Consider the following 25,549-nt stretch of genomic DNA (forward strand, 5'->3'; position numbering starts at 1 on the left):
CATGAGCACCACCACGCCCGCCACCCCCACCACCCCCTCGGCCGAGTTCGCCGGCCGCACCGCCCTCGTCACCGGCGGCGCCTCCGGCATCGGCCTCGCCGTCGCCCGGCTGCTCGCCACGGCCGGCGCGGCCGTCGTCGTCGCCGACCACGACGAGGAGAACGCCCGCAAGGCCGCCGCCCAGCTGGAGAGCACCGGCGCGCGGGCGGCCGCCGTAGCCATGGACGTGACCGACCCGGCCTCCGTCGAAGCCGGTGTGCGGTTCACCGTGGAGACCTTCGGCGCCCTCCACCTGGCCGTGAACAACGCCGGCATCGCCGGTCCCGCCGCGCCCACCGGCGCGTACCCCGTCGAGGACTGGGACCGCGTCGTCGCCACCAACCTCAGCGGCGTCTTCTACTCCCTGCGCCACGAGCTGCCCGCCATCGTCGCGTCGGGCGGCGGAGCCGTCGTCAACATGTCCTCCATCCTCGGCACCAACGGCTTCGCGGGCTCGCCCGCCTATGTCGCCGCCAAGCACGGGGTCGTCGGCCTCACCAAGACCGCCGCGCTCGAATACGCCGCGCAGAACGTCCGGATCAACGCGGTGGGCCCCGGCTTCATCGACACCCCGCTCCTGCGGACCGCCGATACCCAGGCCCGCGAGCACCTGATCTCCCTGCACCCGGCCGGGCGCCTCGGCACCGCGGAGGAGGTCGCCGAACTCACGGTCTTCCTCCTCTCCGACAAGGCCTCCTTCATCCACGGCAGCTACCACCTGGTGGACGGCGGCTACTCCGCCCCGTAACGGCGCCCGGGTGGCGGGCGGGGGAGCCACGGGCGACAAAGGACATGCGGGACCACGGGGGCCGACGCAAGAACAAGGCAGAGAAGAAGCGAGGAGACCCATGAAAGCCGTCCAGTACCGGGCCGTCGGTGAAGCCCCCGAGGTCGTCACCGTGCCGGACCCCGAGCCCGGCCCCGGCCAGGTCCTGCTGAAGGTCACCGCCGCCGGTGTCTGCCACTCCGACATCGCGGTGATGAGCTGGCCCGCCGACCAGATCCCCTTCCCGCTGCCCCTCACCCTCGGCCACGAGGGCGTCGGCACGGTCGCCGCCCTCGGTGACGGCGTGCACGGCCTCTCCGCGGGCGACTCCGTCGCGGTGTACGGGCCCTGGGGCTGCGGCATCTGCGTGAACTGCGCCGAGGGCAAGGAGAACTACTGCCTGCGCGCCAAGGAGCTCGGCATCATGCCGCCCGGACTCGGCGCCCCCGGAGCCATGGCCGAGTACATGATCGTCGACGACCCGCGCCACCTCGTGCCGATCGGCGACCTGGACCCGGTGAAGACGGTGTCGCTCACGGACGCCGGGCTCACCCCGTACCACGCGATCAAGCGCTCGTTGCCGAAGCTCGTGCCCGGCGCGACGGCCGTCGTCATCGGCACCGGTGGCCTCGGCCATGTCGCGATCCAGCTCCTGCGCGCCATGACGGCCGCGCGGGTCATCGCGCTCGACGTCACCGAGGAGAAGCTGGACCTGGCCAGGGCCGTCGGGGCGCACGAGGCCGTCCTCTCCGACGAGAAGGCGGCGGCCCGCGTCATGGAACTGACCGGGGGACTCGGCGCGCACGTCGTGCTGGACTTCGTCGGCGCCCCGCCCACCGTGGAGACCGCCGGTGCCGTCGCCCGGGTCGACGGCGACGTCACGATCGTCGGCATCGGCGGCGGCGCGCTCCCCGTCGGCTTCGGAACACTTCCGTACGGCACCAGCGTCAGCGCCCCCTACTGGGGCTCGCGCAAGGAGCTCGCCGAGGTCCTGGACCTGGCCCACGCGGGAGCCGTCGATGTCCACGTGGAGACGTACTCCATCGATGAGGCGCCGCTCGCCTACGAGCGGCTGCACGACGGCAAGGTCAACGGCCGCGCGGTGATCCTGCCGAACGGCTGACCTGCGGCCGCACGCCGAGGCGGGGCCGGTGAAAAATCACCGGCCCCGCCCCCGGCCCACCGTTACACTTGATGCCATGCGTTCGTACTACTACTTCCGCTGATTCCCGGCCCGGACAGCCGCCGCACGACGTCTGACGTCACCGGCTGAGGCCCACCGGCCGACCGCCGAGCACCGCCCGTGACCGCACCGGGCGGGGTTCGGGCGTATCCGCCCCCGGTGTGCCGCTGTCCCTCCGCCGTCCGGACACCCACGTGTCACGCCCCGCCCCCGCGCGTCCCCGCACGCGCCGCCGCGGGCCGACACCCAGGAATCAGGGAAAAGGCACCCATGCACCCCCAGCGCGACCGCGCCCAACTGACCATGAAGGACGTCTCCAAGGCGTACGGCGACCGCTCCGTACTCGACCAGGTGACGCTCACCGTCCGCCCCGGCGAGAAGGCCGCCGTGATCGGGGAGAACGGCTCCGGGAAGTCCACCCTGCTCCGGCTGCTGGCCGGGGCCGAGCGGCCGGACAGCGGCGAGATCACCGTCCGCTTCCCCGGCTCCACCGGCTACCTCGCCCAGACCCTCGCCCTCGATCCGGCCGACACCGTGCAGGACGCCGTCGACGCGGCCCTGGCCGAACTCCGCGCTCTGGAGGTGGCCATCCGCGAGGCGGAGGAGTCACTCTCGGCGGGCGGTGAGCCCACGGACGCGGAACTCGCCGCGTACGGAGACCTCCTCACCGCCTACGAGGAGCGCGACGGCTACCGCGCCGACGCCCGTACCGAAGCGGCCCTCCACGGCCTGGGCCTCGCCCACCTCACCCGCGACCGCGCGCTCGCCACCCTCTCCGGCGGCGAGCAGTCCCGCCTCGCCCTGGCCTGCGTACTGGCGGCCGCCCCCGAACTGCTGCTCCTGGACGAGCCGACCAACCACCTCGACGTACGGGCGGTGAACTGGCTGGAGGACCACCTGCGCGCCCACCGTGGCACCGTCGTCGCCATCACCCACGACCGGGCGTTCCTGGAGCGGGTCACCTCCGTGATCCTGGAGGTCGACCGCGACCTGCGCACGGTCACCCGGTACGGGGACGGCTGGGACGGCTACCGCACGGCGAAGGCGGCAGCCCGCCGCCGCTGGGCCCAGGAGCACCAGGAGTACCTGAGCGACCTGGCCCGCACCGAGGAACTGGTGGACGCCGCCGGGCAGCGGCTCGCGGCCACCGGGAGGGACCCGAAGCAGGGGTTCGGCAAGCACCGCCGCTCCCACGAGGCCAAACTCTCCGGCCAGGTCAGGGTGGCGCGCACCCGGCTGGAAGCGCTGCGCCGGACCCCCGTACCCGCCCCGCCCGAGCCGCTCGCCTTCACCGGCCGCCCGGCCCTCGCGGGGGAGACACCGTCCGGCTTCCTGGTGGAGTTGGAGGACGTCTCCGTGGGGGACCGGCTCCACCTCCCCGCCCTGCGCGTGGAGCCCGGGGCCCGTCTGCTGGTCACCGGGGACAACGGGGCCGGGAAGACCACCCTCCTGCGGGTCCTCGCCGGGGAGCTGGCCCCCGACACCGGGACGGTCCGCCGCCGCGCCCGGGTCGGCCACCTCCCGCAGGAGCTGCCCGCCCGGCCGACCCGGCGCACCCTGCTCGCCACCTTCGCGGCGGGGCGCCCCGGCTTCCCGGACGAGTACGCGGACGAGCTCCTCGACCTCGGCCTGTTCCGCCCCGAGGACCTCGGTGTGCCCGTCGCGTCCCTCTCCATCGGGCAGCAGCGCAGGCTCGCCCTGGCCCGGCTGGTGACGCGGCCGGCCGATCTGCTGGTGCTGGACGAGCCGACGAACCACATCGCGCCGATCCTGGTCGAGGAGGTGGAGGCGGCGCTCGCGCGGTACCCGGGAGCCGTCGTCGTCGTGTCGCACGACCGCAGCTTCCGGGCCCGCTTCACCGGTGACGTACTGGAACTAAGGGCCGGCCGCCCTGTCGCACACCCGGAACCGGCCTACGCCTCCGGGGAGGCGGCCTCCCCGCGTACCTGAGCGCGCAGCCGCTGCACGAAGACGCGCTGGCCCGCGATCAGCCGCTCGGCGGCCTGCTCCGGCGTGCACCAGGCGAACCGGTCCATCTCCGGGAACTCCTGCTGTACGCCGGAGCCGCGCGGCCACTCCATCGTGAACGTCCCCGGCACCACGGACGCCACATCGAGCTCCGCCTCCACCGCCCACACGGTCACCGTCTTGCCGCTGCGCTGGCGCGCTTCGCCGAGCGGCAGCCAGACCTCGTCCGGCACCGGCACCCCCAGCTCCTCCTCGAACTCCCGCCGCGCGGCAGCCGCCGGTTCCTCGTCGGGGCCGTACTCACCCTTCGGGACCGACCAGGCGGCGGACTCGCGCCCCGCCCAGAACGGCCCGCCCATGTGCCCGATCAGCACCTCGACATCCCGCTCACCCCCGGTGCCCGTGGTCCGGAAGAGGAGAAGCCCCGCACTGCGTTTGCCTGCCGACATGTCGCCAAGTCTGCAATCAGGGTGGGCGGTACGCCAACCGACGGGCGTTACACACGGGGAAGGGGACGGAGCCCGTGCGACTCCGTCCCCTTCCCCGTACAGCGCGACTGCCTACGTCTTGCGGTAGCCGTAAGCCTCCGAGGCCGCCGCCTCCACCGCCCCGATGTCCCCGCCCGACGACGCGGTCACCACGGCGGCGACCGCGCCCTCCACGAACGGCGCGTCGACCAGCCGCGTGTTCTCCGGCAGTTCGTCGCCCTCGGCGAGCATCGCCTTCACCGTGAGGACCGCGCTCCCCAGATCGACGAGGACCGCGACCCCGGCGCCCCGGTCCACCGATGCGGCGGCCCGGCCGATCAGCTCGGCGCTGGTGCCCAGCCCGCCGTTCGGCAGCCCTCCCGCCGCCGCGACGGGGGCCGTCACGCCCCCGGCGGCGAGGCCCCGGGCCAGCTCGGCGACCGATTCCGCGACCGGACCGCTGTGCGAGACCAGCACGATGCCCACCTGCGGCTCGTCGCTCATGCCTCAGCACCCCCGTCCTGCGCGGTCCCGGCCAGCGCCTCGACCAGCAGGGCCGCCGATGTCGCGCCCGGGTCCTGGTGCCCGATGCTGCGCTCGCCGAGATAACTGGCCCGCCCCTTGCGCGCCAGCAACGGGACCGTCGCCTCGGCGCCCGCGCGGGCCGCGTCCGCGGCCCCCCGGAACGACAGGGCCAGCGCCTCCGCCGCCGGCAGCAGCGCGTCGAGCATCGTCTTGTCCCCGGCCTGCGCCCCGCCGAGCTGCCCCACGGCGGCGACGCCCGCGGCGAACGCCTGGGCGAGCTGGTCCTGGGTCACCTCGGCGTCCTCGCCGAGCGCCTTGCCCGTCCGGCGCAGCAGCGTCCCGTACAACGGCCCGGACGCCCCGCCGACGGTGGAGATCAGCTGCCGCCCCGCCAGGGTCAGTACCGCACCCGGAGTCGCGGGCGCGTCCTTCTCCACCACGGCCGCCACCGCCGTGAAACCGCGCTGGAGGTTGCTGCCGTGATCGGCGTCCCCGATCGCCGAGTCCAGCTCGGTCAGTTGGTCCGCCTCACGGTCCACGGCGGCCGCGGTGGCCGCCATCCAGCGGCGGAAGAAGTCGGCGTCGAGCACATGATCTCCTGTTCCCCGGGCCTGTCCGGCACGGTTCGTACGAGTACGGTCGGCACGGTCCGTACAGCCTCGGCGGAGCGTCAACGGCCCCAGCGCAGCGCGGGCGTCTCCACGGGTGCGTCCCACAGCCGCAACAACTCCTCGTCGACCTGGCACAGCGTCACCGAGCAGCCTGCCATCTCGAGCGAGGTCACGTAGTTCCCCACGAGCGTACGAGCCACCGGAACACCCCGCTCGGACAGGACCCGCTGGACCTCGGCATTGAATCCGTACAGCTCCAGCAGCGGTGTCGCCCCCATCCCGTTCACCAGCGCCAGTACTGGACCGGTGGGCCGGAGGTCCTCCAGCACCGCGTGCACGGCGAAGTCCGCGATCTCGCCCGAGGTCATCATCGACCGCCGCTCCCGTCCCGGCTCGCCATGGATGCCGATGCCCAACTCCAGCTCACCGGCGGGCAGATCGAAGGTGGGGCTGCCCTTCGCCGGAGTGGTCACCGAGCTGAGGGCCACCCCGAAGCTCCGTGAGGACCCGTTCACCTGCCGGGCCACCGAGACCACCCGGTCCAGGGGCGCGCCCTCGTCCGCGGCGGCCCCGGCGATCTTCTCGACGAAGAGCGTCGCGCCCGTACCGCGCCGCCCGGCCGTGAAGGTGCTGTCGCTCACGGCCACGTCGTCGTCCACGACGACCTGGGCGACCTGGATGCCCTCGTCCTCGGCGAGTTCGGCGGCCATCTCGAAGTTCAGCACGTCACCGGTGTAGTTCTTGACGACGAACAGCACCCCGGCCCCGCTGTCCACCGCTGCCGCCGCCCGCACCATCTGGTCCGGCACCGGCGAGGTGAACACCTCCCCCGGACAGGCGGCCGACAGCATCCCGGGCCCGACGAACCCGGCGTGCAACGGCTCGTGCCCCGACCCGCCCCCCGAGACGAGCCCCACCTTCCCGGCCACCGGGGCGTCCCGGCGCACGACGACCCGGTTCTCCACATCGACGGTCAGCTCCGGGTGCGCGGCGGCCATACCCCGCAGGGCGTCGGCGACCACGGTCTCAGGGACGTTGATGAGCATTTTCACGTCTGTCTCCTAGTGATCTTGGCAAAGGGCCTCGCGACCGGCGTTTTGCCTGGTGGGACGAGGTGTGGCTAGATATTGATCTTGTCGGTCCCTGGAGCCTGGAAGCGCCCTCCGGCGGTGCTGATGCTGACTGACCTGTTGCTGAGTTCCCTGACCGGCCGTCCCCTATGCCTCGTGAGGCTTCGGTGAAGGTTGCCGGCGAGAGTCCCGACGTTACGGCTGTCGGTGCAGACATTCATCCGTAAGTCTCGACTGCCAGTAGCAGGTGAGGCGCCTCAAGTGCGTCCCTTGCGGCACTGTTGCGTGCCATCCGTCGGGCAGGCCGTTGGGGTGTCGGGTTCCGGGTGAATCCGTGGGAATCGGCTCCGGGGGCAATCCGTACTCGCTAGCGTGGCAGCGGTGTCGGAGGGAGGCCAAGCTGGTGACGACACTGGTCGTGGGGTTTCGGCTGGGCAACGACGCGAGCAGCCGGCAAGTGACGGTTCTCGTGACCGAGTCCGGAGTCCTGCACCGCGCTCATGGCACGTACGGGAGGCTGCCGAGGCTGTCCAAGCCGGAGCCGTCACGTGTGCTGTACAGCCGCACCCTCTTCGAAGGAGAGCACCCGCTGGCTCGCCCCATCGCCGGACTCCGCGAGCACCACGTCGGTTACACGAAGAAGGGTTACTCCCGGGCTCTCGTCCCACCGGCCGTCGTGCGCCTCGATGTGGAGGAGCACCCGCCCTTCCCCGAGGTGCCCCACCGAGAGTTGATCCAGGCATTCATCGGGGCCGCTCCGAACACACCTCAACCACTCGACACCGCGATCGGCGCGTTCCGCGCCACCCTCGGCCTGCCCACCCGGTCCGCGAACGTCTCATGGACTCCCCGCGCGCAGCCGCTCCCACCGCGCGTCGAAGCCATGCTCCGCACCCTCGCGCATGGCTCCGCCATCAGCTCCCCGCAGCGACTGCCGGTCGGCTGGACTGTCACGGATGAGGGAGTGCGGCTACGGGTCGGCAGTACGGGAGAGACCCTCGACCGGCACGCGGTGATCGAATTGCAGGCGGCTCTGAGCGCATGGCTGCGCTTCACCGAGAGGCCACCGGAGCGGGCCGTTGTTGAACCTCGACAAGCGAGTGAGTCCTGAGCACTGGCTCAGTTTCTGTGGCGTCGGTGTAACTTGCGGGGCCGGATCCGGTGATGACGACCTCACGGATTCGGCTCACACGGTCCGCTTCGGGTTCGTGGGTGCGATCTCCTCGATCAGGTTCTCGACCAGCTTCTTGATCTCGTCGCGGATCGGGCGTACTGCCTCGATGTCCCGGCCCGAAGGGTCCTCCAACGGCCAGTCGATGTAGCGCTTGCCGGGGAAGACCGGGCAGGTGTCGCCGCAGCCCATGGTGATGCAGACGTCGGATGCCTCGACTGCGTCGATGGTGAGGACCTTGGGCGTCTCGGCGGTGATGTCGATACCGGCCTCGCGCATGGCCATGACGGCTGCCGGGTTGACCTGGTCAGCTGGGGCGGAGCCGGCGGAGCGGACCTCGATACGGTCTCCGGCCAGGTGCGACAGCCATGCGGCGGCCATCTGTGAGCGGCCGGCGTTGTGGACGCAGACGAACAGGACGGAGGGCTTCTCGGACACGGCAGTCTCTCTTGTCTTGCGGTGAATCAGGTACGAATGACTTCAGCACCCAGTGGTGTCAGTGACCACTGATGTGACAGTATCAGCCCATGATGACGTCAGTCGACACTGAACTGATGCGGGTGCTGAGTGACCCCCTGCGCCTGCAGATCGTGACTCTGCTCGCCCGCGAGACCCTGTGCACCACCCACCTCGTCGAGGAGACCGGTGCCCGGCAGACCAATCTCTCCAACCATCTGAGAGTTCTGCGCGAGGTCGGTGTTGTGGAGACCGAGCCCTGCGGCCGCTTCACCTACTACAGGCTCCGCCCGGACGTCATCGCTCAGCTCGCCGGTCAGTTCGCCGACCTGGCCGCGTCCGCCCGTACCGCCACCGAGAACAAGAGGGCCTGTCCGTGACCCGCACTCAAGCGCCCAAGACCGCCGAGGAGCCGTCGGTCGTCGCGAAGCTGTCGACGCTCGACCGCTTCCTTGCCGCCTGGATTCTCCTGGCCATGGGCCTTGGACTGGGGCTGGGCCGGCTGATTCCCGGGCTGAACGACGCGCTCGCCCAGGTCGAGATCGGCGGCATTTCGCTGCCGATCGCCGTGGGCCTGCTGATCATGATGTATCCGGTCCTTGCCAAGGTTCGCTACGACAGCCTCGACGCCGTGACCGGCGACCGCAGGCTGATGGTCTCCTCGCTGGTCGTCAACTGGGTCCTCGGCCCGGCGCTCATGTTCGCGCTGGCCTGGATCTTCCTGCCGGATCTGCCCGAGTACCGCACCGGTTTGATCATCGTCGGCCTGGCCCGCTGCATCGCTATGGTCATCATCTGGAACGACCTGGCCTGCGGCGACCGTGAAGCCGCAGCCGTCCTGGTGGCGCTGAACTCCGTCTTCCAGGTCATCGCCTTCGGCGTCCTGGGCTGGTTCTACCTCGATCTGCTGCCCGGATGGCTCGGACTCGGTGACGGCGAGAGCCTCGACATCTCCATGTGGAAGATTGCGCTGAACGTCGTCATCTTCCTCGGAGTCCCGCTGGTCGCCGGCTTCCTGACCCGGCGCATCGGCGAGAGGAGGATGGGCCGCGAGTCCTACGAGGCGAAGTTCCTGCCGAAGATCGGCCCTTGGGCCCTCTACGGCCTGCTCTTCACGATCGTTGTCCTCTTCGCTCTCCAGGGCACCACCATCACCTCGCGGCCGCTGGACGTCGTCCGGATCGCACTCCCGCTCCTCGCGTACTTCGCGGTGATGTGGTTCGGAACGTTCTTCCTCGGCAAGGCCATCGGCCTGAACTACGACCGTACGACGACGCTCGCCTTCACGGCCGCCGGCAACAACTTCGAGCTGGCCATCGCGGTCGCCATCGCCACCTTCGGCGTCACCTCCGGCCAAGCCCTGTCCGGAGTCGTCGGCCCGCTCATCGAAGTCCCGGTGCTGGTCGCACTGGTTTACGTCTCGCTCGCTTGGCGCAAGAAGTTCACGGACGTGCGGACGGAGTAGAACGGTGTGCCACAGGCCGCCCCCACTCAACACAACGGTGAAGCCGCGTCGGAAAGGGATACCCACAATGAAACGGCACGTCGATGTGGTCGTCATCGGCGGCGGCCAGGCCGGACTCGCTGCCGGCTATCACCTGCGCCGCCGTGGCCCGGAGTTCGTCGTCCTGGACGCTCAGGCGACGCCCGGGGGCGCCTGGCAGCACATGTGGGACTCGCTCCGCCTGTTCTCTCCCGCCGCGTACTCCTCTCTGCCGGGCCGCGTCATGCCGGGGCAGCCGGGAGAGACCTATCCGGACGCACGGCACGTGGTCGACTATCTGACCGACTACGAAAAGCGCTATGAACTTCCGGTCGTCCGCCCTGTCCGGGTCGAAGCGGTCCACCGGGACGGCGCTCACCTACGAGTTGAGACCGATGCCGGGAGCTGGTGTGCCCGTGCGGTGATCAGTGCCACCGGAGCCTGGTGGCGCCCCTTCATCCCCGCGGTTCCTGGGCGTACGGAATTCTCCGGCGTGCAACTCCACACCGTCGGGTACCGCCGTCCCGCCGACCTCGCTGGGCAGAAGGTCGTGGTCGTCGGCGGCGGCAACTCCGGAGCGCAGATCGCCGCCGACCTCGTGCATGCCACCGACGTCATCTGGGCCACTCAGCGGTCTCCCAGGTTTCTGGCCGACGCCATCGACGGTCGTGCGCTCTTCGACCACGCCACCGCTCGCCGTCGCGCTTTGGACGAAGGCGGCACCGACACAGGAGGCGTCGCCTCGCTCGGCGACATCGTCGCCGTGCCTGCCGTGCGAGAGGCGCGCGACGCCGGACTCCTCAAAGCGCAGCCGATGTTCCGCCGACTCACCGCCACCGGTATCGAATGGGACGACGGCACCCACGCCGAGGCAGACACGATCATCTGGTGCACCGGCTTCCGTCCCGCGCTGTCCCACCTCGCGCCGCTCGGTCTGCGGGGATCGCGCGGGCACATCTCCACCACGGGTACCAGGGCGCTGGGGGAGCCGCGCCTACACCTCCTCGGCTACGGTGATTGGACCGGCCCGGCCTCCGCGACCCTCATCGGCGTCGGGCGTCCCGCACGCGAAGCCGCCGCAGCGATCGCGGAACTGCTCCGCCTCGCTTGACCGGTGTGCCTTGCGCCGGCGCTTTCCATCCCTCCCACCATCGCAGCAGGTGGCAGCCGGCCGAGCTGGATCTGCCGCAGCCTCAGCTCGGCCAGGTCTCGGCGGAGAACGCCGCGGTGGTTGCTCCGGTGGGCCGGCCGGTCGCCGTGGTGATCTGCGGGTTCAGGACGGGGAACGCGTAGTGGACGACGCCCCAACCGGTGATCCGCGTGACGCACAGCGCGGGCAGCGCGGCGCGGGGCCGTGGCCGGACGCCGGCTCCGGTCACGGCCCCGCGCTCAGGGGCGCCGAGGTCGGTCACGGGCCGCAGCAACCGCCCGCCGGTGCTTCGCCCTCGGGTTCGACAGCGGTCGGCCTACCGGTACCGAGCTGGACCAGGGCGGGTCCCGGCGTCGCGCAGGAGCCTTCGGCGTCGCTGGGGGCCGGGTCGTCGAAGAGCCCGGCACCGCCGCAGACTCCGGTTTCGGGCAGGGTGAGTTCGGTGCGGTCGGCTGCTTCGAGGTCGCCGGCGAGGGCGGCGGCCACGGAGCGGACCTGTTCGTAGCCGGTCATGGCGAGGAAGGTCGGTGCGCGGCCGTAGGACTTCATGCCGACCAGGTAGATCCCGGCTTCCGGGTGGGAGAGCTCGCGGTGGCCGTGGGGGTAGACGGTGCCGCAGGAGTGCTGGTTGGGGTCGATCAGCGGGGCCAGTTCGGTCGGGGCCTGGAGGCGTTCGTCCAGGCCGAGACGGAGCTCGTCGAGGAAGCTGAGGTCGGGGCGGAAGCCGGTCAGCACGATGACCTCGTCGACCGGGTCCAGGCGGCGCCCGTCCTCGCCCACCAGGATCAGACGGCCGTCCGCGTCGCGCTCGACCGCCTCGGTGCGGAACCCGGTGACCGCGTCCGCGTACCCCTCATCGACGGCGGCCTTCGCCGCCAGGCCGAGAGCGCCGCGTGCCGGGAGCTGGTCGGCGTCGCCGCCGCCGAAGGTGGATCCGGAGATTCCTCGGCGCAGGACCCACACCCCCGTCGTGCCCGTGCCGTCCTCGGACTTGGCCAGGTCGGCGAGGTAGGCGAGAGCGGTGAACGCGGAGGCGCCCGCGCCGATGACAGCGGTGCGACGGCCTGCGTACCGGGCGCGCACGGCCGGGTCCTTGAAGTCGGGGACGCGGTAGGTGATCCGGTCGGCGGCGGCCTTCTCTCCGAGGGCGGGCAGGCCGGAGGCACCGGCCGGGCCGGGGGTGGTCCAGGTGCCGGAGGCGTCGATGACGGCACGGGCGAAGACCCGCTCCTCGCGGCCGTCGGCGTAGGTGATGTGCACGACGAACGGCTGCTGATCGCGGTCCGCGTCCACGATCCGGTCGCGGCCGACGCGAGAGACGCCGGTGACGCGGGCGCCGAGGCGGACGCGGTCGCCCAGGACGTCGGCGAGTGGCTGCAGGTACTGCTCGGCCCAGTCTCCCCCGGAGGGGTAGGACGACGGAGCGGGGTGTGTCCAGCCGGTGGGGGCCAGCAGCTTTTCGGCGGCCGGGTCGACGAGCTCACCCCAGGTGGAGAAGAGGCGAACGTGCGCCCAGCCCCGTACGGCGTGGGCGGCGGCGGGCCCGGATTCCAGGACGAGCGGCAGCAGGCCGCGCTGGGTGAGATGGGCGGCGGCGGCGAGCCCGGCCGGGCCCGCTCCGATCACGACGACCGGCAGGTCCGCGGCGGTTGTGGTCATAGCGGTGATGTCCTCCGGGAGAGGCGGCAGATCCGGCCGCTGTTTCGATTACTGTCTATGTCCAGAGCTTGTCACCGGTATCGATGAGTGTCAACATAGACACATGTCGAAGTATGATGTTGCCGAGCTGCCCGTCGTGGGCCCGGAAGTGGTTGTGCCGTGCTGCCCGCCCATCACCGCCGGGGAGCTGTCCGTGCCGGACGCGAAGCGGATGGCAGCGATGTTCAAGGCGCTTTCCGACCCGGTTCGGCTGCGGCTGTTCTCCAAGGTTGCCTCGCACCCGGCAGGAGAAGCGTGCGTGTGCGACATCATGGACGTCGGCGTCTCCCAGCCGACCGTCTCCCACCACCTGAAGAAGCTCCGGGAAGCCGGGCTCCTGACCTCGGAGCGGCGGGGTACCTGGGTCTACTACCGGGTCGCACCCTCCGTCGTGGCCGCCATGGCAGCCATGCTCGACCTGCGTCCGGCCGCCGCCGGCAGCTGAACTCCAGCCCCCCACGGAGGGGGCCGCAGCCTGTGGCGCCCGAAGCTTCGGGAGCTTGGTGTGAACCCTGTGACGGGTGGGCAGAGCTTGACGGACTTGGCAGGTGCATAAGCGGCTCGTGTCCGGGAAGAGGGAGCGTCGCCCGGGGGCCGCGCGGCATCTGCGCAGGGTCCGGCGGGCGGCCGACACTGCTGCCGAGTGCGTCTCCGAAGGGTTGTGAATGAAGCACTTCCGGCTGCTCGTTCTTGGTAACGGCCTCTCCACATACGGCAGTTACCTGAACATGGTGGCGTTGAACGTCTTCGTCTACGACGTCACCGGGAGCGCCCTGGCCGCAGGGCTCTTCATGGCCGTACGGCTGGGGACGAGTGTGGCGTCGGGCTTCGTGAGCGGGCGGCTGGTCTCGGCCTATGACCGCAAACGCCTGATCATCTGTGCGGACCTCGGCCAGGCCGTGGCTCTGCTGGCTCTCCTCATGGCCCCGGAGGCCGGTCGGCTTCCCCTGCTGTACGGCCTCGCCGTGATCACCGGAGGCTGCTCGACGCTCTCGCAGGTGGCTCTGCGGAGCAGCATCCCGGAGATCGTGGGGGCCGAGCACCGGGCCCGCGCCAACGGTCTGCTGGTGACCGCCCGTTCACTGGCGATGATTGCCGGATTCTCGTCGGCGGGTGTCGTGGTGGCGCAGCTCGGATACGCGGCGGCCTTCGTGCTGGACGCGGGCACCTTCCTGGTCTCCGCCACCGTTCTCACGCTGCTGCCGATCCGCACGAGGGCGCGGTCCGGGAAACGCGAAGGCACCGGGGAGAACAAACCGAGCGCCGGACGCCGTTCCTTCCGGCTGATGTGGGCCGCGGCTCCGGTGCTGATGGCGATGATCGCCCTGCGAGCCGTGGACGGGCTGGGGTCCTCCTCGCACAACGTGGCGCTGCCGGTCTACTCCAGCCTGCTCGACCCGGACCATCCGGCCACCTTCATCAGCCAGTTCTGGGCGATCTGGGCGGTCGGCAACATCATCGCCCAGCAGGTGCTGGCCCGGTACACCCGCCGGAGCGGCCGCACCCTGGGTGAGCGGGCCTTCGCGATCGGCGCGTGCGTCATGTCGGGAGCGTTCATCATCGTGTTCAGCGGTCTGCCGACCGGGCTGACGCTCGCGACGGCACTCGTCGCCGGAGCGGCGGACGGAATCACCGAAGTCGTCTACGTGTCACGCCTCCAGGCGGTCCCCGACGAGGAGCGCGGCCGGCTGTTCGGGTTCTCCGCCTCGGTCGAGAACGCCGGGTTCGGGCTGGGCATGCTGGTCAGCGGGTTCCTCCTGGAGTCCTTCTCCCCGTTCCAGGTGGTCGCCTCCCTGCACGGCCTCGCCATCGCCGGATGCCTCGCCCTCCTGGCGTACCTCGTACTGCGCCGCCCCTCCACCGAGCCGGACGCCCGGGTACGACCACCCGGCGGTGGCGTTTTACGCAAGGAGCGAGGCTGATGGGCACCGGCGGACCGGACCCGCGCCTCGCCGTGATCGGGATGGCCTTCCGGCTCCCCGGCGCGGACACGCCGGAAGACCTGTGGCGCGTCATCCGCAACGGAGAGCGGCGCTTCACCAGGTTCAGCCGGGACGAGCTGAAGGCCGCAGGCGTGCCCGAGGAGCTGTACCGGCGCGACGACTTCATCGGAACGTCGGCCGTCCTGGACGACATCTCCGGCTTCGACGCCCGGCACTTCGGGATGAGCGCCCGTGAGGCCCGCCTCACCGACCCCCAGCACCGTCTCTTCCTGGAATGCGCGCAGCACGCACTGGAGAACGCCGGCTACCCCGACGAGCGGGACGGGAAACGGATCGGGGTCTACGCCAGCACCGGCTACCACCTTTACAACATGCAGTCCTACCTGCTCAACAACGTGCTGCCGAACGAGGACATCGGCGACTGGCTGGCCGGCATGCAGGTGATGATCGGCAACTCCACCGACTTCAACGCGACCCGGGTCGCCTACCGGCTCGGCCTCACCGGCCCCGCCGTCAATGTGCAGACGGCCTGCTCCAGTTCGCTGGTGGCCGTGCAACTGGCCGCCAACTCCCTGCTGCTCGACGATTGCGACATCGCCCTGGTGGGCGCCGGTGCCCTCCACGTCCCCCAGGTCCTCGGCTACCACCACGTCAAGGGATCGATCCTCTCCAGGACCGGCGATCTGCGGGCCTTCGACGCGGCCGCGAACGGAACCGCCGGAGGCACCGGTGTCCTGGCCGTCGTGCTCAAACGGCTGTCCCGCGCGCTCGCGGACGGAGACACCGTCCACGGCGTCATCCGCGGCTGGGGTGTGTGCAACGACGGTGCCGGCAAGAGGACGTACGCGGCTCCCAGCGCGCGAGGCCAGCAGAACGCCGTACGCCGGGCCCTGGACCACGCGGGCGTCAGCGCGGACACCATCGGCTACCTGGAGACCCACGGCACGGGGACCCTCAAGGGCGACCCCATCGAGCTGGAAGGAGCGCGGGCGGCGTACCGCCAGGACACGGACCGCACCGGTTACTGCGCTCTCGGGGCCGTCAAGAGCAACATCGGCCATCTCGACGTGGCGTCCGGCCTGGCCGGTCTCGTCAAGGCGCTGCTGGTGCTCAAGCACGGGGTGATCCCGCCGATCGCCGGCTTCTCCGAGCCCAATCCGCTGCTCGAACTGGAGACCGGTCCGTTCTACGCTCCCCGCTCCCTGCGGCCGTGGCCCGACACCGGCACCCCCCGGCGGGCAGGTGTCACGTCGCTCGGCATCGGCGGTACCAACGTCCACCTCGTCCTGGAGGAAGCCCCCGAGCCCGCCCCGCGCACCGCCGCCACAGCCCCGCCCGACGTGCTGCTGGTCTCCGCGACGAGCGGAGAAGCCCTGGCCGACAACGTACGGTCCCTGCGCGACGTGCTCCGCAGACGAACCGCTCTGCCCCTGGCGGATCTCGTCACGACCGCCGCCCTCGGGCGCTCGCACGGCCGCCACCGCATCGCGGTCCGGGGAAGTACCCCGGCCCGGCTGGCGGACGCCCTCGACACCTGGCTCTCCCGCCCCGGTCCGCCCGCTTCCCCCGGCGACCCCGTCCCACCACGCGACGCGGTCACCCGGGTGGTGTTCCAGTTCACCGGCCAGGGGTCCCTGCGTCCCGGAGCGGCTGCGGAGCTGTACGAACGGTTTCCCGTCGTACGTGAGGTGCTCGATGCCTGCGAGGCACAGCACCGCCGCCTCACCGGCGAATCGATACTGCCGCGCCTCCTCACCGAGGAGGCCGACGCCCCCGGGGCCCTCTGGCCGACCGCGACGGCGCAGCCGGCGCTCTTCGCCCTGCAGTGCGCCCTGGTCCGGCTCTGGGACGAGGCGGGCATCCGCCCCTGGGCCGTGACGGGCCACAGCGTCGGAGAGTACGCCGCGCTCTTCGCGGCCGGGGCCCTGTCGCTGGCCGACGGCCTCGAACTCACCACGAGCCGGGGCCGGCTGATGCGGGACCACTGCAAGCCGGGAGCCATGGTGGCCGTGGCACTGGAGCGGCAGACCTCGGCGGAGCTGGCGGCCTCGCACCCCGGCCTGGAGCCGGCCGTGACCAACGGGGAGCACTCCCAGGTCCTGGCCGGTCCCGACGCGGTGGTGAACCGGGTGTGCGCCGTGCTCGACGACCGGGGCATTCCGTACGAACGTCTCCCGGTGGACCGCGCCTTCCACACCGCCGCCATGGAACCGATGCTCGACGCGTTCGGGGACGTCCTGGCGAGGACCGCCTTCACCCCCGTACGGACCCGCTTCATCAGCTCGCTCGACGGCCGGACCCATGAACCCGGCTGGACGCCCGGCCCGGGCCACTTCGTGCGCCATGCCCGTATGCCCGTCCGCTACGACGCGGCGCTGCGTTCCGTCGCCGGCGAACGGCCCGACGTGCTCCTGGAGATCGGCCCGCACACCACGCTCAGCGGTCTGGCCCGCCGCTCCCTGCCGACGGTGCGGGCCCTCCCGTCGCTGTATCGCGGCACCGGACTCACAGCGCTCTTCGGCGCCGCCGCGGCACTGCACTGCGCGGGAGCGGATGTCCGTTGGGAGCCATTCCTGGCAGGCACTGCAGGGCGGCGTGTCCCGCTGCCCGGATATCGCTTCCAGCACCGCCCCTACTGGGTCGGGGACCCTCCCAGGCCCCCCGAACCCATGTCCCCGGCAAGAGAGGAACGCACTGTGACGGCAGAGACGATGGAGACCAGGCACCTCCTGGAGGGCATCCTCGGGGTGCTGTCCCGGGCCTTCGGCGAGGATCTGACCTCGGTTTCGGCCGACACCCCGTTCTTCGACCTCGGTGCGGACTCGCTGCTCATGATCAATGTGCTGCGGGAGATAGAGCAGGAACACCGGGTCAAAGTCACGATGCGAGAGCTGTTCGACGAGACGGGAACCCCTCGGCTGCTCGCCGAGCTCGTCGCGGGTCGGCTGCCCCGGGAGCACGGGACATTCCCGCGGCCCGCCAACGCGCCGGTGCCCGTACCGGAGCCACACGCGGTGGAACCCGCGGCCGCCCGGCCGTCGGCCCCGGCACCCCGGTGGCCGGCAGGTCCGGCCCCTGACCTGCCCCCGCAGGACACCGGCTTCGTCACCCGACAGGAGTACATGGAGCTGGCCAAGCGGGTCCAGGAACTGTCCCGGATCCAGCTCCAGATGCTCACCCAGCTCTCCCAGCTGCTCGCCCTGCAGACCGGTGCCCCCGCGGCACCCACGGCCGACGACCAGGTGGTCCGGTGAACGAGCAGCAGGAGATAACGGCCTCCCTCGACCGGGACCTGACCGCGATGGCCCAACTCGCCGACCGCATCACCGAGCGGATGAACGCCCGGCAAGCTGAGACCGGCGGCGGGACGGGACAGCCTCAGGTGCACGGGCCGCGGGTCGAGGTCGCCCCCGACGCCGGCATGGTGGACGCCACCTCCCCCCACTCCCAGCAGGAGCATCTCGACGACCTCGTACGCCGGTACACGGCACGGACAGCGGCCTCCAGACGGCTCGCGCAGCGCCACCGGCGCAGGCTCGCGGACAGCCGGGCGGTCGTCGGGTTCCGCAGGACGACCAAGGAGATGCTGTATCCGGTGGCGGCCCGTCGCGCGGAGGGAGCACGGATCGAGGACATCGACGGCAACAGCTACACCGACATCACGATGGGCTTCGGTGTGCTCCTCTTCGGCCACGAGCCGGACTTCGTCCGGGAGGCCGTACGCGAACACCTCTCCCGAGGCATCCGGCTCGGCCCCCGCAGTGTCGAGACGGGACAAGCAGCCGAGCTGCTGTGCGAACTGACCGGCATGGAACGGGTGGCGTTCGCCAACTCGGGTACCGAGGCCAACGCCGCGGCGATCCGTCTCGCCCGGGCCGCCACCGGCCGCGACCGGATCGTCACCTTCCAGGGCTCCTACCACGGCCACGCCGACCAGGTCCTGGGCCGGCAGGCCGGACAGGGAGAGACCGTGCCCGTCTCCCGGGGCATCCCCCGCAGCGCCGTCTCGGAGCTGACGGTCTGCGAGTACGGCAGCGAGGCGGCTCTGCACGCGATCGAACGGGACGCGCAACGGATCGCCCTGGTCATCGTCGAGCCGGTGCAGAGCAGGCACCCCTCGCTCCAGCCGGTCGAATTCGTCCGCAGGCTGAGGGAACTGACGGCGCGTTACGGCATTGTGCTGATGTTCGACGAGATGCTGACCGGGTTCCGCCCAGCCCTCCGCGGGGCGCAGGATCTCTACGGTGTCACCCCGGATCTCGCCACCTACGGCAAGCTCCTCGGCGGCGGATTCCCCATCGGCGCCGTCGCGGGCCGCTCCGACATCATGGACGGGATCGACGGCGGCTACTGGAGCTACGGGGACGACAGCGGCCCCACCGCCGACACCACCTTCTTCGGGGGCACCTACCTGCAGCACCCCGTTTCGATGACGGCGGCCCACGCCGTACTCACCCACCTCCAGGAGCACAGCCCTCGCCTGCAGGAACGGCTCAACGACCGGACGACCCAACTGGCCACCGGGCTCAACGAGTTCTTCGAGGCCGAGGAATTTCCCGTCCGGATGGGCTGGTTCGGGTCCCAGTTCCGCTTCGAGCACCGCGCCGACATGGAACTCCTCTACCACCACCTGATGTTGCGCGGCGTGCACGTATGGGAGTGGCGCAACTTCTTCCTCTCCACGGCGCACACCGACGGCGACATCGAGCATGTGGCCGAGGCCGTACGGGGGTCGCTGAGGGAGCTGCGGCAGGCGGGCTTCTTCCGCTCGGAGCCGGGCCCGTCCCGGCGGCCCGGCCACAGCCGGCCCGCCCCCACGAAGGCGTCGGCTCCCGCCTCCACGAAGGCGTCGGCTCCCGCCTCCACGAAGGCGTCGGCTCCCGCCTCCACGAAGGCGTCGGCTCCCGCCCCCACGAAGGCGCCCGCCCCCGCCTCCACGGCGCTCACGCCGGCACGCCGCGCGGACTTCAGCCTCTACTTCTTCGGTGACTACCCGCAGGACGGGCCCGGACCGCAGGAGGGCCGCTACGAACTGCTCATGGAAGCGGCCCGGTTCGCCGACCGGCACGGCTTCGAGGCGCTGTGGATGCCCGAGCGGCACTTCAACTCGTTCGGCGGCCTCTTCCCCAACCCCGCCGTCCTGGCGGCGGCCCTGGCCCGGGAGACCCGGCGCATCCGCCTCAACGCCGGGTCGGTCGTCATGCCCCTCCACGACCCGATCCGGGTGGCGGAGGAGTGGTCCATGGCGGACAACCTCTCCGGCGGACGCATCGGCCTCGGCGTGGCGAGCGGATGGAACGCCGACGACTTCGTCTTCTTCCCCGAGCGCTTCGGGCGGCACAGACAGGAGATGTACGACGGCCTGGAAGAGGTACGGAGCCTCTGGCGGGGCGAGGCGCTGCGCCGGACCACCGGGGACGGCGAGCGCGAGATCCGGCTCCACCCCCGCCCCGTACAGGCGATGCCGCCGCTCTACACCGCGGTGGTGGCCAACCCGGAATCGTACGAACGGGCCGCCGAGCACGACCTCGGCATCGTGACCAACCTGATGACCCAGGACATCGGCCAACTCCGGGAAAACATCGCCCGCTACCGCCGGGCCCGGGCACGCCACGGCCTCGACCCGGACGCCGGGCGGGTCGCCGTCCTGCTGCACACCTACCTCGGTGAGGACCACGACACCGCCCGCGCCGATGCCTTCGAGCCGATGGCCCGCTACATGCGTGCCTCCCTGTCCCTGTTCAGCGGCGTCACCAACAGCCTCGGCGTCACCACCGACCTGAAGTCGCTCAGCGAGGACGACCTGGACGTGGTCTTCCGGCGGGCCTACGGCCGGTACTGCGACCAGCGTGCCCTGATCGGCGATGTGGACTCCGTCCTGCCCGTGGCCGACGCCGTTGCCGACGCGGGCGCGGACGAGATCGTCGCACTCGTCGACTTCGGCATCGGCGCGGACCAGCTGCGCGCCGGTCTGCCCCGGCTGGACGCCCTCCGCCGCCGTCACAGGGACCGGCAACCCTCCTCCGCACCGGGAGCGCCCCTCTCACCGGGCCAGGAGCGCATCTGGTTCCTGGAACGCCTGCTCCCCGGGCGCACCGCCTACAACGAGGTGAAGGCGATCCGTCTGCGCGGCCCCCTCGACACCGAGGCGCTGCGCAACGCCGTACGACGGCTCGTCGCCCGCCACGAAGGGCTGCGCACCGTCTTCAGGGCAGCCGGGGACTCGGCCCTCCAGCTGGTACGGGACTCCTCCGAGCCCGACTTCGCCGTGGTGGACGGCACCCCCGGGGCCGAGAGCGCGGTGCGCGAAGCACTCGCACAGGAGAGCACCCGCCGCTTCGACCTGGAGAACGGACCGCTGTTCGTCACCCGGATCGTCCGGACCGCCGCCGACGAGCACGTCCTGGTCCTGTCCTTCCACCACATCGTGGTCGACGCGGCCTCGGCGACCGTCCTGTGCCGGGACCTCTCCGCCTTCTACCGCTCGGAGCTCGACGGCACGGAGGCCGCTCTGCCCGAACTGACCTGGAGCTACGCCGAGCACGCGCGCGAGCAGCGCGCTGCGGCGGACGGCCCGCGTGCCGAGCGGGACGTGGCGTACTGGCGGAGGGTGCTCGGCGGTGACCTCCCGGTCCTCGACCTGCCCACCGACCGGCCCCGTCCGGCCGAGATGACCTCCGAGGGCCGCGCGGTCTTCCGCTCCCTCGATCCAGCCCTGAGCGACCGGCTCAGACAGCTGAGCCGCGGCCACCGCGCCACGCTGTTCATGACCCTGGTGACCGGCTGGGCGGCCATGCTGCAACGGGTCACGGGGCAGGAGGACATCGTCATCGGCGTCCCCGTCTCCGACCGGCCGCAACGGGCCGAGGAGCTGATCGGCTTCTTCGTCAACACGGTGGCTCTGCGGGTCGACCTCACCGACGACCCCGGATTCACCACGCTGTTGGACCGGGTGCGGGCCGCGGCCCTCGACGCCTACGACCACGCGGCAACGCCGTTCGACGAGGTGGTGCGCGCCCTGGCTCCACCACGCGGGACGGACCGCACGCCGGTGTTCCAGGTGCTCACCGAGTTCCAGTCGGACGAGCCGTTCCGTCTCGACCTCCCGGGTGTCGAGGCGGTGGCCCTGGACGCGGGCCCCGACAAGGCGCTGACCGACCTGACGGTGTACTTCACCGACCGGCCGGAGGGCATCCGCTGCCATCTGGAGTACAACGCGCAGCTGTTCGACCAGGTCACCGTCGACCGGTTCTTCACGGTCTTCCGCGACCTGCTGACCGCCGCCGTCGAACGGCCGGGCACGCCGCTCTCCCTGATCGCACGGGTACCCGCCGAGGGCGACGAGGTCCCGGAGAGCTGGGGCAGAGGCCCCCTGCGTCCGGTCCTCGACACCACCGTCCACGACTGGGTGGCCCGGCAGGCGGCCGAGAATCCTGGCCGGTCCGCTGTGGTGTGCGGAGACGTCGCGTTGACGTACCGGGAGCTGGACGAGGGAGCGGAACGGCTCGCGGCGGCGCTCACCGAGCTCGGGGCGGCCGAGGGCCGGGCGCCCGTGGTCGCGGTCTGGCTGCCCCGCGGTGCCGAGTTCGTCACCGCCCTGCTCGCCGTCGTGCGGAGCGGCTGCGCCTATGTGCCGCTCGATCCGTCGCTCGGCGCCGTCCGCGCCTCTCAGGTCATCGCCGAGAGCGGCGCCCGGCTGGTGATCAGCGCTCAGGACGAGGGTCGGGAGCTGCGACTGCCCGCGTCGGTGAGGGTCGTCGGACCGGACGCCGTACCGACCGGAGACACCGGACCCGGCACTCGCCCGACACCTGGTGGCGGCGTCTCGTCCCCGTTCGCCGTCATCTACACCTCGGGCAGCACCGGCACGCCGAAAGGGGCCGTGCTCAGCCACCGTTCCATCGTGGACCTCTGCCAGTGGCACCACGCGCGCTTCGAGCCGACCGGCGCATTCCGCGGCGCCGTCGTGTGCAGCCAGAGCTTCGACGCCTCCCTCATGGAGATCTGGCCGGTCCTGACGGCGGGCGGCACGCTGGTGGTGGCCGACGACGAGGTCCGTCGCGATCCGCTCGCCCTGGCCCGGTGGTTCGCCGACCGGGACATCACCTTCAGCATCATGCCGACGGCCCTGGGGGAGGAGGTGCTCCGGCTGCCCGCGGCCGATCAGCCTCCGCTGCGTCATCTGCTGATAGGCGGCGAGATGCTCCGGAGCCGCCCGAGGCCCGAGGCGCCCTACGAGACGTTGAACGTCTACGGTCCGACGGAGGCGACCGTGCTCTGTGTCGTCGACACGGTCCTGCCCCCGGCCGACGACGCCGTCACGGACGAAGGGGCGGACACCATCCCGATCGGCCGTCCCGTCGAGAACGTGACCGTGCGCGTCGTGGACACCTCGGACAAGCCGGTCCCCATCGGTGCGGTGGGGGAACTCCTGGTCGGCGGTCCCGGCATGGCCGAGGGCTATCTGCACCGGCCGGATCTCACCGAGGAGAGGTTCGCGACCTGTCAGGAAGACGGAGAGGACGCCCGCTGTTACCGAACGGGTGACCTGGTCCGGTGGACGGCGGACGGACGGCTGGTGTTCGTGGGCCGTACCGACGACCAGGTGAAGATCCGCGGATTCCGGGTGGAGCCGGAGGAGGTGGCGCAGGTGCTGGGCCGCCTCGACGGCGTCCGGCAGGCGGCAGTCATCAGCCGGCGCCGGACCAACGGCGAATCGGTTCTCGCCGCTTATGTGGTGCCCACCGAGCCGGACTTGGGAGATGCGGCGGAACAAGAGCTCCGTACGGATCGATGGGCCCGCGAGCTGAGCCGCCGCCTGCCGGAGTACATGGTGCCGCGCACCTGGTGCACTCTGGCCCGGCTGCCGTTGAACAGCAGCGGCAAGCTCGACCGGACGCTGCTCCCGCCGACCGCTCCCCTCGCCCCGGCGCCCATCGATGAGGTTCACCAGCCCGAAGGCCCGCGGCCCGTGGCTGTTGCCCTCACCTCTGTGGAGAAGGGGCTGCGTGACCTCTGGGCGGCAGAGCTCGACCTCACCGATGCGGAGGTCGACCCGGATGCCTCCCTCTTCGACCTGGGCGGGCATTCCCTGACCGCGATGAGGCTGGTCAACCGGATCCGGGAGACGTGGGGCGTCGAGTACCCGTTGACACGCCTGTACCAGCAGCCCACGCTCCGCGCCCTGACGGAGTTCGTGGACGAGGGCCGGTCGGGGCGGGTGGTCCGCCGCGGTCCGGCCACCGAACAGCAGACCCGCTTCGCCACCCTGCACTCCCGCCACGCCAGGCCGCAGGTCTTCAATGTGGCTCTGAGCATCACCTTCTCCGGCCGGCTGGAACCCGGAGCCCTGCACGACGCACTGGAGAACCTGGTACGGCGTCACGAGTCCCTGCGGACACGGCTGGTACGCGAGAGCTCCGGCACCTGGCGACAGGAGGTGCTCGAGTTCCGGCCGTTCGACCTGCCCGTCGAGGACCTCACCTCGCAAGGGGAACCGGAACGGCAGGAACAGCTGCGCCGGCTCACCGAGCAGGCGACGGAGACCCCCCTCGACCCCTTCACGGGAGACGTCCTCTCCGCCCGTCTGGTGCGCACCGGTGCCGAGGCATGGGTGTTGCTGTTCGTGGCGCACCACTGCACGTGCGACGGGTGGGCCCTGACCACTCTGCTGAAGGAACTCGCCGCCCTCTACCGTGCGGCTGCCACCGGAGCCGGGCACGGTCTGCCGCCCGCTCCACCCCAGCAGGTGGAGTACGCGCATTGGCAGGCCGCCCACCAGGAGGCGACCGACCGGCGCCGCACCGACTACTGGCTCGAAGAGCTGGCCGACGCCCCCTTCACTCCGGACCTGCCCCTGGACCGGCCGAGGCCGGACGCGCTGAGCGGCCGGGGCGGAGTCATCCGATTCACGGTACCCGCCGAGGTTCGGGCCGCTGTGGAACGGCTGGCAGCCCGGCGCTCGACCACACCCTTCGTGGTGGCGGCGGCCGCGCTCGGCCGACTGCTGACGACGAAGGCCGAACAGGACGACGTGGTGATGAACATTTCCTACGCAGGCCGGGAAAGCCGTGAGTTCGAGTCCCTGGTGGGCTGCACGGCCACGGGGTTCGCCCTGCGGGTCCGCGACGCGCGCTCCGGCTCCTTCGCCGAGCTGACGGACCGGGTCACGCGCACGACCGTCCTGGGCATGGAACATGCCATGCCACCACGCCGGGTGGCCCCGGCGATGCGGCAGCGCAGGGACATCCGCATACCGGACGGCCTGGCCATCGGCCTGGCCTACGAGAGTTCGCTGGACACCGGGATCGACATACCGGGACTCACCACCACGGTGGCGGAGATCGCGCCCTCCGCTTCCCGGTCGGAGTTCATCATGGTGCTGTCCCCGGCCGGCGACGTTCTGGAGGGAGCGGTGGAGTACTCGGCGGACCTGTGGGACGCGGCGACGGTCGAGGCGTGGTCGCGCGACTACGTGCGGCTGTTGCGGGAGGGAGCGGAGGAGCCCCTCACCGACGAGGCGGGGTGACATCCGCCCCTGAATGGGCGTTCGGACGGGCCGGTATGCCGATGGCGGAACCGGACCGCCCCTGGATTCCAGGGGCGAATTTCCGCGACGCCCTTTTGGGGTCGATACGAGTTCCACCCGGTCCATGATGCGGGGGCGGGCCTGGAGGACTCCTGATTCCTCCGGCGATGCTCCGTCCATCCGGAGAAGGGTCGGCTGACCAGGTGCGCGCATCGTTCGGGGCCTCGGTGACCTCCGAGGACCGTGCTGCCGCGCTCGCCAGGGGTTCGGCCGTGGTGTACCGGACCGAAGGCGTCCGCTACTGCGCCTACCAGGCTGCAAGGTGAACTGCAAGCGAACGGAGTGTGAACAGCGTTACACTTGGGGGTAGTTGGTGATCCTTCCCGGCGCCCTGTCACCTGCTTAGACTCCCCTCAAATCAGTGCGCTGCTCTGGGGGAATCGCATGTCACGTACAGCACGTTCGCATTCGATCGATGAGGGACAAGGGGC

Annotated in this window: 17 protein-coding genes and 1 pseudogene; 11 read left to right on the plus strand and 7 right to left on the minus strand. The window is 71.1% G+C overall.

Going from position 1 to position 25,549, the window contains the following annotated elements; all coding sequences use genetic code 11:
• Position 1: 1 nt before the first annotated feature.
• The 3 genes from IE264_RS16005 (at position 2) to abc-f (ending at position 3,938) form a co-directional block, all read left to right on the plus strand.
• Complete coding sequence (locus IE264_RS16005) at positions 2 to 787, plus strand: SDR family NAD(P)-dependent oxidoreductase (protein ID WP_015606859.1); 786 nt, start codon at positions 2 to 4, stop codon at positions 785 to 787.
• A 100-nt stretch (positions 788 to 887) separates the two neighbouring features.
• Complete coding sequence (locus tag IE264_RS16010) at positions 888 to 1,928, plus strand: NAD(P)-dependent alcohol dehydrogenase (protein ID WP_032754207.1); 1,041 nt, start codon at positions 888 to 890, stop codon at positions 1,926 to 1,928.
• A 330-nt stretch (positions 1,929 to 2,258) separates the two neighbouring features.
• Entirely contained in the window at positions 2,259 to 3,938 is a 1,680-nt protein-coding gene (abc-f, locus tag IE264_RS16015; RefSeq protein WP_032754208.1) for a ribosomal protection-like ABC-F family protein, read from the plus strand.
• Here the strand turns inward: abc-f and IE264_RS16020 are convergent.
• From IE264_RS16020 to dhaK, 4 genes are all read right to left on the minus strand, one after another.
• Entirely contained in the window at positions 3,902 to 4,405 is a 504-nt protein-coding gene (locus IE264_RS16020) for an NUDIX hydrolase (protein ID WP_032754211.1), read from the minus strand. The genes abc-f and IE264_RS16020 overlap by 37 nt on opposite strands.
• A 111-nt stretch (positions 4,406 to 4,516) precedes the next feature.
• On the minus strand, positions 4,517 to 4,927 hold the full coding sequence (locus IE264_RS16025) for a PTS-dependent dihydroxyacetone kinase phosphotransferase subunit DhaM (protein ID WP_015606855.1): 411 nt from the start codon (positions 4,925 to 4,927) through the stop codon (positions 4,517 to 4,519).
• Positions 4,924 to 5,538 carry a dihydroxyacetone kinase subunit DhaL gene (dhaL, locus tag IE264_RS16030; protein WP_032754214.1) on the minus strand — a complete coding sequence of 205 codons (615 nt, stop codon included), beginning with the start codon at positions 5,536 to 5,538 and terminating at the stop codon, positions 4,924 to 4,926. Before dhaL ends, IE264_RS16025 begins: the two co-directional genes overlap by 4 nt.
• 80 nt (positions 5,539 to 5,618) lie before the next feature.
• Positions 5,619 to 6,611, minus strand: a complete 993-nt coding sequence (dhaK, locus tag IE264_RS16035; protein ID WP_032754217.1) for a dihydroxyacetone kinase subunit DhaK — start codon at positions 6,609 to 6,611, stop codon at positions 5,619 to 5,621.
• Between the two features lie 421 nt (positions 6,612 to 7,032).
• On the opposite strand from dhaK, the gene IE264_RS16040 reads away from it, so the two are divergent.
• Positions 7,033 to 7,740 carry a hypothetical protein gene (locus IE264_RS16040; protein WP_032754218.1) on the plus strand — a complete coding sequence of 236 codons (708 nt, stop codon included), beginning with the start codon at positions 7,033 to 7,035 and terminating at the stop codon, positions 7,738 to 7,740.
• Positions 7,741 to 7,815: 75 nt separating this feature from the next.
• Here IE264_RS16040 and IE264_RS16045 read toward each other — a convergent pair whose 3' ends face one another.
• Positions 7,816 to 8,238 carry an arsenate reductase ArsC gene (locus tag IE264_RS16045; RefSeq protein WP_032754221.1) on the minus strand — a complete coding sequence of 141 codons (423 nt, stop codon included), beginning with the start codon at positions 8,236 to 8,238 and terminating at the stop codon, positions 7,816 to 7,818.
• Positions 8,239 to 8,327: 89 nt separating this feature from the next.
• Here IE264_RS16045 and IE264_RS16050 point away from each other — a divergent pair, with 89 nt between their 5' ends.
• The 3 genes from IE264_RS16050 to IE264_RS16060 all read left to right on the plus strand — a co-directional run bounded on the left by IE264_RS16050 (position 8,328) and on the right by IE264_RS16060 (position 10,850).
• On the plus strand, positions 8,328 to 8,636 hold the full coding sequence (locus IE264_RS16050) for an ArsR/SmtB family transcription factor (RefSeq protein ID WP_015606850.1): 309 nt from the start codon (positions 8,328 to 8,330) through the stop codon (positions 8,634 to 8,636).
• Positions 8,633 to 9,721 (plus strand): ACR3 family arsenite efflux transporter, encoded by a 1,089-nt coding sequence (gene arsB / locus IE264_RS16055; RefSeq protein ID WP_015606849.1) that lies wholly within the window; start codon positions 8,633 to 8,635, stop codon positions 9,719 to 9,721. Before IE264_RS16050 ends, arsB begins: the two co-directional genes overlap by 4 nt.
• Before the next feature lie 67 nt (positions 9,722 to 9,788).
• On the plus strand, positions 9,789 to 10,850 hold the full coding sequence (locus IE264_RS16060) for an ArsO family NAD(P)H-dependent flavin-containing monooxygenase (RefSeq protein WP_032754224.1): 1,062 nt from the start codon (positions 9,789 to 9,791) through the stop codon (positions 10,848 to 10,850).
• 100 nt (positions 10,851 to 10,950) lie between these two features.
• On the opposite strand, the pseudogene IE264_RS16065 reads toward IE264_RS16060, so the two are convergent.
• Together IE264_RS16065 and IE264_RS16070 are read right to left on the minus strand one after the other, a co-directional pair.
• Positions 10,951 to 11,151 (minus strand): annotated as a pseudogene (locus IE264_RS16065) (MFS transporter); the annotation flags it as partial.
• On the minus strand, positions 11,148 to 12,548 hold the full coding sequence (locus IE264_RS16070; protein ID WP_032754231.1) for an NAD(P)-binding domain-containing protein: 1,401 nt from the start codon (positions 12,546 to 12,548) through the stop codon (positions 11,148 to 11,150). The gene IE264_RS16070 and the pseudogene IE264_RS16065, both read right to left, overlap by 4 nt.
• A gap of 103 nt (positions 12,549 to 12,651) precedes the next feature.
• On the opposite strand from IE264_RS16070, the gene IE264_RS16075 reads away from it, so the two are divergent.
• From IE264_RS16075 to IE264_RS16090, 4 genes are all read left to right on the plus strand, one after another.
• Positions 12,652 to 13,032: an ArsR/SmtB family transcription factor gene (locus IE264_RS16075; protein WP_032754233.1), complete on the plus strand. Its 381-nt coding sequence runs from the start codon at positions 12,652 to 12,654 to the stop codon at positions 13,030 to 13,032.
• Between the two features lie 220 nt (positions 13,033 to 13,252).
• The gene (locus IE264_RS16080) at positions 13,253 to 14,509 is read left to right on the plus strand and encodes an MFS transporter (protein ID WP_032754236.1); all 1,257 of its coding nucleotides are present in this window, start codon (positions 13,253 to 13,255) and stop codon (positions 14,507 to 14,509) included.
• Positions 14,509 to 17,784, plus strand: a complete 3,276-nt coding sequence (locus IE264_RS16085; RefSeq protein ID WP_032754239.1) for a type I polyketide synthase — start codon at positions 14,509 to 14,511, stop codon at positions 17,782 to 17,784. The genes IE264_RS16080 and IE264_RS16085 overlap by 1 nt, the downstream gene beginning before the upstream one ends.
• Positions 17,781 to 25,058 (plus strand): non-ribosomal peptide synthetase, encoded by a 7,278-nt coding sequence (locus IE264_RS16090; RefSeq protein ID WP_032754242.1) that lies wholly within the window; start codon positions 17,781 to 17,783, stop codon positions 25,056 to 25,058. The genes IE264_RS16085 and IE264_RS16090 overlap by 4 nt, the downstream gene beginning before the upstream one ends.
• Positions 25,059 to 25,549 lie beyond the last annotated feature (491 nt).

The organism is Streptomyces microflavus (genome assembly GCF_014650075.1).
Lineage (GTDB): Bacteria > Actinomycetota > Actinomycetes > Streptomycetales > Streptomycetaceae > Streptomyces > Streptomyces microflavus.